General features: G+C 43.9%; 15 protein-coding genes and 1 pseudogene. 12 read left to right on the top strand and 4 right to left on the bottom strand.

The window, feature by feature from the left end:
- The first annotated feature begins 30 nt into the window (after window positions 1-30).
- From LIR34_RS05740 to LIR34_RS05725, 4 genes are read left to right on the top strand one after another with little or no spacing between them, the layout of a single operon-like run.
- Window positions 31-312: a hypothetical protein gene (locus tag LIR34_RS05740; protein WP_161283864.1), complete on the top strand. Its 282-nt coding sequence runs from the start codon at window positions 31-33 to the stop codon at window positions 310-312.
- A gap of 46 nt (window positions 313-358) precedes the next feature.
- Window positions 359-901, top strand: coding sequence for a TIGR00730 family Rossman fold protein (locus LIR34_RS05735; RefSeq protein WP_161283865.1), 543 nt, complete (start codon window positions 359-361; stop codon window positions 899-901).
- 32 nt (window positions 902-933) lie between these two features.
- A complete protein-coding gene (locus LIR34_RS05730) occupies window positions 934-1,401 on the top strand; it encodes a PTS sugar transporter subunit IIA (RefSeq protein WP_161283866.1) in 468 nt (155 codons plus the stop codon).
- Window positions 1,402-1,441: 40 nt separating this feature from the next.
- Window positions 1,442-2,062, top strand: coding sequence for a C39 family peptidase (locus LIR34_RS05725; RefSeq protein ID WP_173902237.1), 621 nt, complete (start codon window positions 1,442-1,444; stop codon window positions 2,060-2,062).
- Window positions 2,063-2,150: 88 nt separating this feature from the next.
- Here the strand turns inward: LIR34_RS05725 and LIR34_RS05720 are convergent, their stop codons facing one another.
- Window positions 2,151-3,281: a pyridoxal-phosphate-dependent aminotransferase family protein gene (locus tag LIR34_RS05720; protein ID WP_173902236.1), complete on the bottom strand. Its 1,131-nt coding sequence runs from the start codon at window positions 3,279-3,281 to the stop codon at window positions 2,151-2,153.
- 23 nt (window positions 3,282-3,304) lie between these two features.
- Window positions 3,305-3,865, bottom strand: a complete 561-nt coding sequence (locus LIR34_RS05715; protein ID WP_161283869.1) for an ECF transporter S component — start codon at window positions 3,863-3,865, stop codon at window positions 3,305-3,307.
- A 261-nt stretch (window positions 3,866-4,126) separates the two neighbouring features.
- Between LIR34_RS05715 and rsmH the strand changes: the two genes are divergently transcribed.
- The 3 genes from rsmH to LIR34_RS05700 all read left to right on the top strand — a co-directional run bounded on the left by rsmH (window position 4,127) and on the right by LIR34_RS05700 (window position 7,404).
- On the top strand, window positions 4,127-5,182 hold the full coding sequence (gene rsmH / locus LIR34_RS05710) for a 16S rRNA (cytosine(1402)-N(4))-methyltransferase RsmH (RefSeq protein WP_173902235.1): 1,056 nt from the start codon (window positions 4,127-4,129) through the stop codon (window positions 5,180-5,182).
- 229 nt (window positions 5,183-5,411) lie between these two features.
- Entirely contained in the window at window positions 5,412-6,845 is a 1,434-nt protein-coding gene (locus LIR34_RS05705) for an urease accessory protein UreH domain-containing protein (RefSeq protein ID WP_161283871.1), read from the top strand.
- Window positions 6,846-6,855: 10 nt separating this feature from the next.
- The gene (locus LIR34_RS05700; RefSeq protein WP_173902234.1) at window positions 6,856-7,404 is read left to right on the top strand and encodes a DUF2318 domain-containing protein; all 549 of its coding nucleotides are present in this window, start codon (window positions 6,856-6,858) and stop codon (window positions 7,402-7,404) included.
- Window positions 7,405-7,419: 15 nt separating this feature from the next.
- Here LIR34_RS05700 and LIR34_RS05695 read toward each other — a convergent pair whose 3' ends face one another.
- Window positions 7,420-7,545 carry a hypothetical protein gene (locus LIR34_RS05695; RefSeq protein WP_264475281.1) on the bottom strand — a complete coding sequence of 42 codons (126 nt, stop codon included), beginning with the start codon at window positions 7,543-7,545 and terminating at the stop codon, window positions 7,420-7,422.
- A gap of 177 nt (window positions 7,546-7,722) precedes the next feature.
- Window positions 7,723-8,172, bottom strand: coding sequence for a DUF5684 domain-containing protein (locus LIR34_RS05690; protein WP_161283873.1), 450 nt, complete (start codon window positions 8,170-8,172; stop codon window positions 7,723-7,725).
- A 233-nt stretch (window positions 8,173-8,405) separates the two neighbouring features.
- On the opposite strand from LIR34_RS05690, the gene LIR34_RS05685 reads away from it, so the two are divergent.
- The 5 genes and pseudogenes from LIR34_RS05685 to LIR34_RS05665 all read left to right on the top strand — a co-directional run bounded on the left by LIR34_RS05685 (window position 8,406) and on the right by LIR34_RS05665 (window position 14,773).
- Window positions 8,406-9,638: an MYG1 family protein gene (locus tag LIR34_RS05685; protein ID WP_173902233.1), complete on the top strand. Its 1,233-nt coding sequence runs from the start codon at window positions 8,406-8,408 to the stop codon at window positions 9,636-9,638.
- 50 nt (window positions 9,639-9,688) lie between these two features.
- Window positions 9,689-10,696 (top strand): LacI family DNA-binding transcriptional regulator, encoded by a 1,008-nt coding sequence (locus LIR34_RS05680; protein WP_173902232.1) that lies wholly within the window; start codon window positions 9,689-9,691, stop codon window positions 10,694-10,696.
- 189 nt (window positions 10,697-10,885) lie between these two features.
- Window positions 10,886-10,996: pseudogene (locus LIR34_RS17945) on the top strand (carbohydrate ABC transporter permease); the annotation flags it as partial.
- A gap of 103 nt (window positions 10,997-11,099) precedes the next feature.
- Window positions 11,100-12,767, top strand: coding sequence for a glycoside hydrolase family 13 protein (locus tag LIR34_RS05670; protein ID WP_173902231.1), 1,668 nt, complete (start codon window positions 11,100-11,102; stop codon window positions 12,765-12,767).
- A gap of 14 nt (window positions 12,768-12,781) precedes the next feature.
- Window positions 12,782-14,773 (top strand): glycoside hydrolase family 31 protein, encoded by a 1,992-nt coding sequence (locus LIR34_RS05665; protein ID WP_173902230.1) that lies wholly within the window; start codon window positions 12,782-12,784, stop codon window positions 14,771-14,773.
- Window positions 14,774-14,888 lie beyond the last annotated feature (115 nt).

The raw sequence follows: 14,888 nt of genomic DNA, 5'->3' as shown, positions 1-14,888 counted from the left end.
TAATCTATGAGTATACAGGAGGATGACAACATGGAAATTACAGAAATGCTTGATGAACTGAAACAGAAAGCTCTCCGTGATCCGGCGCTTCGGGCAGAACTTCTCCAGACACGTAAGGCTGCACAGCCGCTCAGTGCATTCTGTCAGAAATGCAGAGAACTGGGATATGAAGTCTATGATATGGATCTGATTACAGCAGGCGAAGAGTTTTATGCTACTATGAGAAGGAGTACAAACGGAGGAGGCGAGAACTCTCCGATGCTGGAAGGCGAAGATGATTTTTATGAACTGTTCTTTGCCGGACTGGAATAAAGTAATAATACGGCAGCAGAAAGTCGAAAAATAAGGCGGAATTTTTATGAACATATGTGTTTATGGAGCATCCAGTGCACAGCTGGAGCAGAGTTATTATGACAGGACAGAAGAACTTGGAAGGATGATGGCAAAGCGTGGCCATGGTCTTGTCTTTGGTGGCGGAGCGACCGGAATGATGGGCGCGGCAGCGAGAGGTGTCGATGCCGAAAAGGGATATATCCTCGGCATTGCACCGCGTTTCTTTGACAACCCGGGTGTCCTGTATGAGAACTGCAGTGAATTTATTTTTACAGAAACCATGCGGGAACGCAAGAAACTTCTTGAAGAACGCTCCGATGCAACCATCGTGACACCTGGTGGGATCGGAACTTATGAAGAATTTTTTGAGATTCTGACACTCAAAAGCCTGCACAGACTGGATCGCCCGATCGTATTGTACAATATCAACGGATATTATGATGGGATGAAGGCACTGCTCCAGCACACAGCAGATGAGAAATTTATGGATGAATCCAATCTGAAGCTCTGTGAGTTTATGGATGATCCGGGAGAGATACTTGCGTACATAGAAAAATATGGGAAATGAAAATAACAGAAACTATATAGGAGGGGTTCAACATGATATGGGAAGAACTGAGAGATGATCTGATTTTTTATGATCTGCAGGCGGTGGATTATAAAGAGGTCCTGCAGAGCATGGGAGATGCCATGATTCAGGCAGGATATGGGGAAGAAGGTTTTACAGAAGCCGTACTGGAGAGAGAAAAGGACTATCCGACGGGACTGGATATTGACGGGATCGGAGTAGCGATTCCGCATGCAGATGCAGATCATGTCAAAAAAGAGGGCATTGCGATCTCGATTTTGAAGGATCCGGTGGAGTTTGGAGCAATGGGCGAGCAAAAGAGTATGATTTCCGTTAAGATTGTAATCATGTTCACAGTAGCAGGATCCGGAAAGCAGATTGACCGTCTGCTGCAGATTTTGAATGTGCTCAGAGATGAAGAGATTCTCAAGGGTCTTCTCAGTGCACAAAGCAAAGAAGAAATTCGAACAGCAATACAGAAACGGGAACAGGCCTTCTGACGAAGTTTCCGTAATTTTTACCGAAGAGAGAGATTTTGCGATGAAAAATCCATTACACTACCAATTATCAGAATATGATTGTGGACCGACATCTATGATGAATGCACTGGCATATCTTTTTGAACGGGAGGAAATCCCGCCGGAAGCGATTCGAAATATGATGCTCTACTGTCTGGACTGCCACAGCAAAGAGGGTATCCCGGGTAAGCGGGGAACTTCCAGGGCAGCTATGATGTTTCTGAGTAACTGGCTCAATGAATACGGTGAACTGGGGATTATGTCTGTGAGCAGTGAATATCTGTCGGGGCGAAGTGTCTACATAAATAAAGAAAGCCGCATCAACCATGCACTGAATCATGGTGGGGCGGCTGTTGTGCGTCTGTATCTTGAGGAGGAGCACTATGTTTTGATGACTGGAGTGGAGAATGGAAATATTCTTCTCTTTGATCCCTATTACTGGGATAAACCGTATGAACAGAAGGATATCCTGATGGACTGGAATCACCCGAGAAGTTACAATCGGGTGGTTCCGTTTAAATACTTTAATCAGGAAAACGAGGAAATTTACTCTCTCGGACCGGTAGAAGAGAGGGAAGCAGTCCTTATCTTCAATGAGAAGACAAAGACAGTACCGGAGGAAGTTATCGAGTATTTTATCTGATCATAATAGAAAAAGGATTTCAATTCCAGATTTTCAGAATTGAAATCCTTTTTTGGGTTAGGCTATTTTTCTCTTTTCTTTAAATAATTTATCTCATGTTCTCGCAGAAGATTTTTTCCATACTTGCTTTGAGCGGAACGCCGAGCTTGGCAAGAGTTCCATCCAGAGCGGCAAAAACTTCGCGTACATTATAGAAAGTCGCATTGTTTCCCATATGGCCGATGCGGATGACCTTACCCGCCAGAACATCAAAAGAGCCGGCAAGCATGATGTTATAGTCCTTTTTGACACCATCCAGGATCGCATCGGCAGTCGTTTGTGCTGGAACCTCGAATACAGTTACCGTGCTGGAAAATCCACTCTTGAGGTAAAGCTTCAGACCTGCACCGGTGACTGCTTTGCGTGCTGCCATGGCAATTTTTTCATGACGATCCAGAATATCCGGGTCGGCGGCAATATTGTCAATTGCTGCACGCAGTCCGTAGATGTCACTGATCGGCATGGTGTACGGGAACCATTTTTCTTCATAATAATGTGCAAAAGTAGTCAGGTTTGCATAGAAAGAAGCAATTGGTGTCTTACGTTCTGCCATAGCTTTTTTGGCATCATCACTGATGACTACGAAGGTAAGTCCCGGAGGGGCAGAAACGACCTTCTGGGAACCGCCGCACATAATGTCAACCTTCCAGTCAGAAATCCGCATTGGCTCTCCAAAGGAAGCAGAAACAGAATCTACCACTGTCATAATGCCATATTTTTTGAGCAATGGGCAGATAGCGGAAATATCATTGAGCATACCGCTTGGTGTATCTCCATGCACAACCGTTGCATATTTGTAATTATGATGATCCTTAAGGAAGTTTTCCAGTTCCTGCACATCGAGACTCTCGCGGTAATCTCTGGAATAGAGTTCCGGTTTGCCGCCGTACATGGAAACAAAATCGGCAAATCCTCTGCCATAAATACCATTATCCAGTACAAGGACGCGGTCACCAGGTTCGGTCATGGAAGCACAGGCGGCTTCCAGTCCGAGAATCCCCTCTCCGCCAAGGATGAGGGTTTCGTTTTCTGTGTGAAGAAGACGGCTGATCTCTTCACAGGTTTCCTTATAAAATTCTACAAAATCTGTATCAAGATCAGGATTGGTGCATTCTTTGCTGCGGGCCAGGCGCACATTTTCGGCAACCTGTGTCGGCCCGGGGGTCATAATTTTATACATGAGATCAGATCCTTTTTAAATTTTTATTTTTTTAAACCAGATTTTTTGGCTGCAACATTCAGTGGTGCGATTACGATGAGTGTAATTACGGCTGCAACACCGATCTGTACCAGGTTACCCGGAATAGAAGCAACCGGTGAGAGTGGGTTCCCGTAAATAACAACTTCTGCGATGTAGTAACCAACAACCTTGATCACACATGCAGCTGCGATTGCGATCACATACCATTTGAAATTCTGATGTTTTTCATCTTCGGTAAGCTTACCTACAGTAAATCCCATCAGTCCGACGATAACAAGGGTAAATGGAGCCCATAAAGTCCAGCCGGAGAGCAGATCAAAAAGTCCCATTCCGACACCACCTGCAATCGCACCGGTCTTTTTACCGAAGATGATCGCACCAATGAAAAGGGGAACGTTTCCGAGGTGGATCAGTCCGCCGTTTGCTGCAATCGGAAGGCGGACGTTGATGAATGCCGTAAAGATGTAAGTCAGTGCTACGAAGACTGCTGTTACGGTAAGAAACTGAACGGAAGAAGAAAATTCCCGTTCACCTGCTGCTGTCTGTACATTTGTGTTTGCCATGATGATAATTCCTTTCCTGGAAGGTAAGAGTTTGAATCTGTTTTATGAAACAGATATAAAACCTCCCGTTTAACTATGTTTTTGATGGGTATACTTTACAACAGAACTGTACATGAATAAAGAGGCAGTTTTGATAAAAAATAAGGGGACAGTTTAAATCACAGCAATATCCATGCAGAGGAAACAGATTTTCAGGTTGTGATGGTTCAGGCTGCATGGTATGATAAACAGGAGTTGTAGAGATAAGGAGAATGATTTTTAATGGAACAGGAAACACAGACCACACACAAACGAAGAGTACGATATAAAGGAAAATATCCACGCAAATTTGAGGAAAAATACAAAGAACTGAATCCGGAGAAATATAAGGATACCATTGAGCATGTCATCAGTAAGGGAAATACACCGGCCGGAATGCACATTTCCATTATGGTACAGGAAATTCTGGACTTCCTCAAAATCCAGCCTGGAGAGACAGGATTTGATGCAACTCTCGGATATGGCGGACATACGAAGGCAATGATGGAGTGCCTGCATGGAGAGGGACATATGTATGCGACGGATGTAGATCCGGAAGAATCAGCCAAAACCCGCAAGCGTCTGGCGGAGCAGGGATTTGGGGAGGATATCCTGACCGTGAAGCTTCAGAATTTTTGCACGATTGATGAGATTGCGAAAGAAGCAGGCGGTTTTGATTTTATACTCGCGGACCTTGGCGTGTCTTCCATGCAGATCGACAATCCAAAGAGAGGTTTTTCATTCCGTGCAGATGGACCGCTGGATCTTCGTCTGAATCAGGAAAAGGGAATCAGTGCAGCGGAGCGGCTGGACAAGATCAGTAGGGAAGAGCTTGCCGGAATGCTGTATGAGAATTCCGATGAGCCATACTGTGAGGAAATCGCCAAAGCAATCACAGATGAGATACGCAAGGGGAATCGTGTAGATACGACTACGAAACTGCGTGAGATCATAGAGAAGACGCTTTTTTTCCTTCCGGAAAAAGAAAAGAAGGATACCGTCCGCAAGACCTGCCAGCGTGTTTTCCAGGCACTTCGTATCGATGTAAACCGTGAATTTGAAGTGCTCTATGAATTTATGGAAAAACTTCCGGATGCCCTTAAGCCGGGCGGACGTGTTGCAATCCTGACATTTCACTCCGGAGAGGATAAACTGGTCAAAAAAGCCCTCAAGGCCGGATACAAGGCAGGAATCTATTCTGATTATGCCAGAGATGTCGTACGTCCATCCGCACAGGAATGCGCCCAGAACGGACGTGCCAGATCGACCAAGATGCGCTGGGCAGTGAAAGCAGAATAGTTTTCTATACATAAAAAATGAAGATTCTGTGAAATGCTTTTTAAAAGTATTGACAGCGAAGAGAATAATTATTACAATTAACCTATCATAAAAGTATGTTGAATGAGACTGTTACAGTAGAACTAAAATTTATTGTGACAGTCTTTTGTTTTGCTGCTATGGAGTTCATTCAAATTCACGCGTTGTAACTGAAGGTAGCAGTAATACTGCTACAGAAAGGAAACAAATCATGAAACATGAGAAACTATATGTCAGCGGAATGACCTGTACCAACTGCCAGACCAGAATAGCATCAGCATTGAATGCTCGAAGTGGAATTACAGAAATTTCCGTCAGTTACGAAACCGATACGGCAGAATTTTCCTATGACCCGTCGAAGATTTCTCTGGAGCAGATCATAGAAATCATAGGAAATCTCGGTTACGAAGCATCGGCACAGAACATTTCAAAAAAGAAAGTCATACTGAATACTGTGCGGGAAATTGCAATTATTGCGGTGCTGTTTTTACTGCTGCAGAGATTCGGGATTTTGAACCGGCTTGTGCCGGATTCTCTTGCGGACAGTGAGATGGGATATGGGATGCTGTTTGTGATCGGACTAATCACTTCCATCCATTGCATTGCCATGTGCGGCGGAATCAACTTGTCTCAGACATTACGGAAAGATACGTCGACAGAAATTTCAAGAGCCATGTTCCGAAATACCCTGGAATATAACACCGGGCGTGTGATCGCGTATACAGTAATCGGTGGTGTGCTGGGAGAAATCGGGGCATTGGCCGGGATTGGAAGCAGCTTACAGACATCCACATTTTTTCAGGGAATGCTCAAATTATTTGCAGGAATTATCATGGTAGTGATGGGCATAAATATGCTCGGGATTTTTCCAGGGCTTAGAAAGCTGACGATACACATCCCGAATTTCAATAAAAACACAAAACAAAAACCAGGCAGAAAGCCTAGAACTCCATTTTTCATTGGGATTTGCAATGGTTTCATGCCATGCGGCCCGCTGCAGTCCATGCAGGTCGTTGCGCTGGCATCCGGAAATCCGATGGCAGGAGCTTTGTCTATGTTCTGTTTCAGCCTGGGAACTGTCCCGCTGATGCTTGGATTCGGTTCAGCAGTATCCATACTTGGAAAACGGTTCACAAGGCAGGTTCTGAAAGTCGGTGCGATTCTGGTGGTAGTTATGGGACTATCTATGATGGTGCAGGGCGGTAACTTATCAGGTCTGAACGGTAAAGTTACAGGTACACTTATAGCAGAAAATACGAATACAGATGCAGATACCACAACAAGTGAAGCAACTGTGAACCCAGATCAGACAACTGAGACGACAACTGCAGCAGATACAACTACAGCATCAGAAGACGCATCCGCAAATACAGACGAAATGCAGTACGTCACCAGTACCTTACAGCCGGGTAGAAGTTATCCGGACATCACGGTTAAAGCAGGAGAGCCTGTAAAATGGACGGTCGATGCTCCGGATGGAAGTGTCAACGGATGCAATTACATGATCATACAGCAGGATCTGGGAATCCAGTATGCTTTTGACGAGGGCGAAAATGTAATCGAATTTACACCGGAAAAAGCAGGAACTTACACCTACACCTGCTGGATGGGAATGATCACAGGAAAGATTTATGTAGAAAGTTGAGGAAAAAACGATGAAAAAATTTATGATAACAGCAGTAATGGCAGTTATGTTAATAACAACAGCAGCAGAATATGGAAGCGTAGTAAATGTAATGGCAGCAGCTTCCAGTACCACAAAGAAAGCAGAGAAAAAGACAACAAAAACAACAGGGGATAAAGAAGACAAAGAAGAAACAGCAAAAATAGAAAAAGGTGACAGTCTGGTCATTAAAACAGATGATCTTTCCGAAGATGCAGCGTTTTATCCAATTGAAGTAGATGGAACAGAGATGGAAGTGATCGCGGTAAAGGATTCAGAGGGGAACATCCGTACCGCATTCAATACCTGCCAGATCTGTTATGATTCCGGCAATGGCTATTACAAGCAGGAAGGCGATACGCTGGTCTGCCAGAACTGCGGTAATTCCTTTACGATGGATCAGGTCGGACAGACAGCAGGAGGCTGCAACCCATCCCCGATCATGGATGATGACAAAACCGTGGCAGAGGATGAAATACAGATTTCCTATGATTTCCTGAAAGAATCCTCAGATATTTTTACAAACTGGAAAAGAAAATAGAATTTACGGAAATTATTATCTCATGTTCTCACAGAAGATTTTTTCCATACTTGCTTTAAGCGGAACGCCGAGTCTGGCAAGAGTTCCGTCCAGAACGGCAAAAACTTCGCGTACATTATAGAAAGTCGCATTGTTTGCCATGATGATAATTCCTTTATGCCAGAGATGTCGTACGTCCATCTGCACAGGAATGTGCCCAGAACGGACGTGCCAGATTGACCAAGATGTGCTGGACGATAAAAGCAGAGCGAATTCTGAGCAAATAAAAAATGAAGACATCGGGGAGAAATCGCAGATGTCTTCATTCATTTATATGAGTTATTTATCAGCACCGTAGTACTGGTCAGCACCGAAGCCAAGAATCAGTAAAAAAATCGGCTGTAAAAAAATAAGACCAATTGCAAAACCAATCCCGCGGCCAAAGGCTCTTGACAGTTTTACACAATACATGATGCTGATAACGGCGATTATAATTCTGAGCAGTGCAACAATCAGCATAAGAAGCATATTATCTCCAGCTGGATCGGCTTCTGATATACAGGAAACCACAATCCCAAGGATAAAGCTCAGCCAGAAATAAGATGTCTGCCATGCGATCTTGTAAGAAACATAATCACCGTAGATCGGAATAATGCTTTTCCATCCGGCCTCCCCGGCCTTGGTAAAAATATTCCAGTTTGCTATGATCTGCAATATCCACCAGGCAAGTGCAAAGATCAGATAGATACCGCCTAATACCATCATGTAGCTCATCATAATAAGTCCCATATGCAACACCTCCGGATTTTTTTGATAATTCTATTAAAGCACAATACGGGTGGGCTGTCAAATGGGGGAGGTGGGCAGAAAAATTCATGACATGTTTACCTTATCGTGCTATACTGTTCAAAATGAAGTTTCACGGGGATTTGTAATGGAAAGCCCTGTGGGAAAAGAACAGTTCACAGCCAATGCATTGGCAGCTTAAAAATAGATATTGGATGTATTAAAGGAGTACTTACATGAACAACTTACTAGATAAAATCCATCAGCAAAACGCCACTGCTTTTACCCACAGCGGTAAATTCCACGCAGATGATGTGTTTTCTGCTGCGTTATTATTATATTTAAACCCGGAGATCACGATCATACGCGGCAACCGCGTGCCAGAAGATTTTGACGGTATCGTATTTGATATCGGCAGAGGCAGATACGACCATCACCAGAAAGACAGCAGAGTCCGTGAGAACAGCGTACCGTATGCGGCATTTGGGCTTCTCTGGGAGGAACTTGGCACAGAAATTCTCGGAGAAGAACTGGCGCAGAAATTCGATGAATCCTTTGTACAGCCATTGGATAACAACGATAACACCGGTGAGAAAAACGAGCTAGCTTCACTGATTGGGAACTTTAATCCAACCTGGGATGCCGAAGGAAGCAACGACGAAGCCTTTTTCCAGGCAGTCAGTGTTGCCGGAATGATCCTGGAAAACAAATTCGACCGTTATAGAGGAAACGAGCGTGCAGACAAACGAGTAGAAGAAATCTACGAAAGACATATGCAGGCATTTCATGACAGAGAAAAACACTGCGAGGATGCACGAATTCTGATTCTTCCAGAGTTTGTTCCCTGCCAGAAATTCTTATCTGAGACACCAATTGCATTTGTGGTATTCCCGTCCAACAGAGGCGGTTACTGCATCCAGCCACAGAAAAAAGAATACGCCATGAATTATAAATGCAGTTTCCCATCAGAATGGCTTGGTCTCGAAAACGAAGAACTCAAAGCAGTGACCGGTCTTAAAACAGCAAATTTCTGCCACAAAGGCGGATTTCTTATGACAACCGGTGAACTTGCAGATGCAGTACAGGCATGTAAGATCAGTATGGAACAGTTTTGCGAGAAACCAGTGATCGTAAGCTTTGGCGGAGATATCGAATATGATGAACTTCTCCATCAGCTCCCTAAATTGCAGGCAGCAGAAATTATTTGCATAGATTTCCCGGATATTCCTGAACTTGAAATCCAGGGAATTTACGTTGAGGTAGCCATGGAAAAACAGGAGTGGAAATCCAGAATCAAGGAGCAGGTAAAACAGATTCTGAAATACAAACCAGAAGCCGTTTTTGTCGGAGAAAATCTGTTCGCAGCATATCCAATTGTACATGCACTGCGTAAAAAGCATATCCCGGTGCTGGTGCCGGCAGAAAAAGATGGGCAGAAGTTGATCGTACGCATTCCATCGGGATCCTAAACTGATAATATCGTAGTATATATAAGATATAAAAGGAGTTGGAACAACAGATGATTCGTCTTCAGGATATCGCAGAAATGGCAGGCGTCAGCCGCACCACCGTATCAAATGTGATAAACGGCAATACCAAGAGAGTTTCCCAGGAAACGATTGATAAAATCACGGCAATCCTTAAAGAACAGAACTATGTTCCTCATATGGGTTCCGTGATGCTTTCCGGTCATGGCTCCAGAATCATAGGTGTAGTACTTGGATTTCATTATGCACATGGCATACAGTCCCTTCAGGATCCGTTTGTGGGCGAACTCGTTGGAACCATTCAGATGGAAACTGAAGAAAAGGGCTATTACGTTATGCTCATCGGCGGCGAAAATATCCAGAACGTAGTGGACATTGCTTCAAAATGGAATGTCGAGGGGCTGATCATCCTTGGATATAATGAAGAACAGTACCGCAGGCTTTCCCGGAAGCTGAATAAAAAGATGATTCTGATCGATACTTACCCCGAAGGTGCCTATACCTTCCCGAATGTCGGTGTAGATGATTACTCGGGAGGATATCAGATAGGAGAATATCTCTATTCCTGCGGATATAAGAAGGCTCTGTTTGTTGCGGAGACAGAGCAGGACAGTGACTACTATCGATGGATGGGATTCAAACAGGCGATGGAAAAGAGGGGAAAATTCTGCAGTCGTTCCCGATATATAGTTGTTCCGGGTGAGAAACATTTACGTCTCAGGAAATACGGGGAATTTCTTCCGCGATTTCTTGAAGCCGGAGCACTGGCTTTTTCTTCAGATTATGGTGCAATTGAGGCGATGAATTTCTTTTTTGACAAAGGAATCAGGATTCCGGATCAGATATCCATTACAGGTTACGATGACAGTATATATGCGAGTATGGTTCGTCCGAAACTGACGACAGTTCATCAGGATGTCCGGCAAAAAGCACATGTGGCGTTGAAATGTCTGATGAAACTGATCAAGGGAGAAAGGCTGGAAGAATTAAATATAAAAAGTCCGGTTTATCTGGTAAAGAGGGATTCTGTCAGGGAATGACAGGATCGTTCTTTTTTTGCACTCATAGATGGAAAGTAAAGAGGAAAGCTTTGTGTAAAATGCATAAAAACGCCTCGTAAACTTTGGATAAAATTTAAGTTTCTCGAGAAACCTGTTGATTTTCCAGTGATACTGGAGTTATGATAAAGTCACCAAAAGGGAACAGGACAGACGTGTCCAGGGTAGTGTTTCAACATGGCGTTCGCGTCTTACCTGCTGGTATTTATTCCTATACTGCTTGTATATCTTTTCTGTCAGAAATGGATCATGAACGGTGTTGTTGCCGGAGCAGTCAAATGATGATGTAAGGAGTAAATGTTCAGAGTTACAGGATTTGTGCCACAGCGAAGTAATTCTAAAATATTGGTGAATAAAATCATAAGAAACAGGAGGCTCAAATAGCATGGAGAAAAAATGGTGGAAAGAAAGCGTCGTATATCAAATATATCCGAAAAGTTTTAATGACAGCAATGGAGATGGCATTGGAGATATCAGAGGAATCATACAGAAACTTGATTATCTGAAAGAACTTGGCGTAAATGTGCTGTGGATTTCTCCTATGCTTGAGTCTCCACAGGATGACAATGGTTACGATATTTCAGATTATCAGAAGATTTATAAAGACTACGGAACAATGGAGGATTACGAAGAACTGCTTGCCGAGGCACATAAACGTGGCATCAAGATCCTGATGGATCTCGTAGTCAACCACACTTCTGATGAACACAACTGGTTCATTGAGAGCCGCAAGTCCAAAGACAATCCGTACCGTGATTATTATATCTGGAAAGATCCTGTCAATGGAAAAGAACCAAACAACTGGGGCGGTGCATTTGGCGGTTCTGCATGGGAATATGATGCGCAGACCCAGATGTATTACCTGCATCTGTTCTCAAAGAAACAGCCGGATCTCAACTGGGAAAACGAGAAAGTACGTCAGGAAGTTTATGATATGATGACATTCTGGTGTGAAAAAGGAATCGATGGCTTCCGTATGGATGTTATCAGTATGATTTCCAAAGATCAGGCATTTCCGGACGGAGAAATGAACAATAGCCTCTATGGCGATTTTGGACCATATTGCGTACATGGTCCGAGGGTTCATGAATTTCTTCAGGAAATGAACAGAGAAGTACTTTCCAGATATGATATCATGACAGTTGGTGAAACTTCAGGAGTTACTATCGAAGAGGCACAGAAATATGCGGGAGAAGCCGGAAAAGAACTGAATATGGTATTTCAGTTTGAGCATGTGGATAATGGAAGCGGTGATTACGGAAAGTGGACAACTGAGAAATATGATTTCAAAGAGTTCAAGCGCATCATGATCAAATGGCAGGAAGAACTTCAGGGCAAAGCATGGAACAGCCTGTTTCTTGGAAATCATGATCAGCCGAGAAGTGTCAGCCGATTTGGAAATGACAATCCGGCATACAGAGAGACTTCCGCAAAAATGCTGGCAACCTGTCTTCATATGATGCAGGGAACGCCGTACGTATATCAGGGTGAAGAGCTTGGTATGACAAATGTCTACTTCGATAAACTGGAAGACTATCGTGATATTGAGAGTATCAATTTCTTTACAGAACTTACGGAATCAGGACTTATGACTCCGGAATACATGATGAAATGTCTGATGCTGAGAAGCCGTGACAATGCGAGAACCCCGATGCAGTGGGATGATTCAGAACAGGCCGGATTTACAGATGGCGAGTCCTGGATCAAAGTGAACCCGAACTATAAAGAGATCAATGCGGTGCAGCAGCTCAAAGATCCGAACTCTATTTTCCATTACTATCAGAAACTGATCAGCCTGCGTAAAGAAAAAGACATCATCGTTTATGGTGAGTTTGAACCGCTCTACCGTGACGACGAGCAGATTTTTGTTTACACAAGAAAACTGGATCAGGAAAAACTTCTGACAGTCTGCAATTTCAGTGAAAGAAATGCAGAGATGGAGATTCCGGAAGAATTCAAAGGTGCAGAATGCCTGATCACAAATCTTGACAGAACTGTATTTGAAGGTAAAATTGTTTTGAAACCATATGAGGCATTTGTATTATATAAATAAGAGGTAACACAGAGATGATCAGAAAATACAGATATGGAACTCCGTTTGACACGGAGGCACTGACCGAAAAAATTGAAACAACTGAGGGCGTTTTTCCATATGGAGAAATCAGTCAGGAAGAGGGATTTGCTTTTACTTATATCATGGACGAAGATGATATCGTCTATGGCCTGGGTGAATCCAACCGCGGAATCAACAAAAGAGGCTACTGCTACATCAGCAACTGCACAGATGATCCGGAGCATACAGAGGACAAGCGTTCTCTGTACGGAGCTCACAACTTCATTATCGTGAGCGGCAAGACGACGTTTGGATTATTTTTTGACTATCCGTCAAAACTGACCTTTGACATCGGATATACCAGAATGGATACCCTTAAAGTATCCTGCGAAAATGCAGATCTGGATATTTACGTGATCGAGGGCGAAAATGCTTATGATATCGTAAAACAGTTCCGTCATGTGATCGGGCGCAGCTACATCCCGCCGAAGTTTGCTTTTGGTTTCGGACAGAGCCGCTGGGGTTACACCACAAAGGAAGATTTCCGCACTGTTGCAAAAGGATATCGCGAGAATCACATCCCGATCGATATGATCTATATGGATATTGATTATATGCAGTCTTTTAAGGATTTCACACTGAGCGAAGAAAACTTCCCGGATTTTCCGGAATTTGTACAGGAAATGAAGGACCAGGATCTTCGTCTGATTCCAATCATCGATGCCGGAGTCAAGGTCGAACCGGGATACGATGTTTACGAGGAAGGCGTCAGAAACAACTATTTCTGCAAGAGAGAGGACGGAAGTGATTTCGTTGCAGCCGTGTGGCCGGGAGATACCCACTTCCCGGATATGCTGAATAAGGATGCCAGAAAGTGGTTCGGAGACAAATATCGTTTCCTTATTGAACAGGGAATTGAAGGCTTCTGGAACGATATGAACGAGCCGGCAATCTTTTATTCCTCTGAAGGACTTAAAGAAGCAAAAGAACTTGCCGGAGAGTTTGCAAAAGACACAGAAGGCAGGGTCCATCCGTGGGATATGCAGGCAAAGATGAAGGGCATTGCAAACAATCCGGAGGATTACAGAAGATTTTACCACAATGTGGATGGCAAAAAAATCCGTCACGACAAAGTGCATAACCTTTTTGGCTACAACATGACAAGAGCAGCAGGGGAAGCCTTTGAGCGTATTGATCCGGAAAAACGTTTCCTGATGTTCTCCAGATCTTCCTATATCGGAATGCACCGTTACGGTGGAATCTGGACCGGTGACAATAAATCCTGGTGGTCACACATCCTTCTTAATCTGAAGATGATGCCATCTCTGAATATGTGTGGATTCATGTACACAGGTGCCGACCTTGGCGGATTTGGCGCAGATACAACCAGAGATCTGGTGCTCCGTTTCCTTGCTTTGGGTGTATTCACCCCGTTAATGCGTAATCATGCGGCAGAAGGAACCAGAGAGCAGGAATGCTACCAGTTCGAAAACATCGAGGATTTCCGAAATGTCATTAATACCAGATACCGTCTCGTACCGTATCTGTACAGCGAGTACATGAAAGCTGCACTGAACGATGACATGTACTTCAAACCGCTCGGCTTCGTTTATCCGGATGACAAGATGGCGATTCGCGTAGAAGACCAGCTCATCCTCGGAAACGAGATCATGATCGCACCGGTCTACGAGCAGAATGCAAGAGGACGCTACGTTTACCTGCCGGAAGAAATGAAATTCATCAAGTTCCTGCCAGACGGAACCATTTCCGAAGAAATCCTCGCAAAAGGAGTTCACTATGTAGACGTGGCACTCAACGAAGTACCGCTCTTCATCCGAAGCGGCAAATGCATCCCAATCGCAGAAGTGGCAGAGTGCGTGAAGGATATTGATACAGAGCACCTTAAGATGCTTGGATACGAAGGCAGCAGCTATACTCTGTATGAAGATGACGGAATCCATAAGGATTATGACAAGGAAGAGAATTACAGGATTCTGACGAAATAAGGTAATAGTTAATGTGAATATGCGTAGATGAAAGCAGGGCTGACAGTCTGTTAGGGATTGTCGGCTCTGTTTTTGTGTTCACAAAATGTTCACAAATAATTAGCACTCACCTCTT

Source organism: Blautia sp. MSK17_66, assembly GCF_020538025.1.
GTDB lineage: Bacteria > Bacillota > Clostridia > Lachnospirales > Lachnospiraceae > Blautia_A.
Note: the sequence above shows the minus strand (reverse complement) of the source record. Positions and strands in the feature narration are given on the sequence as shown.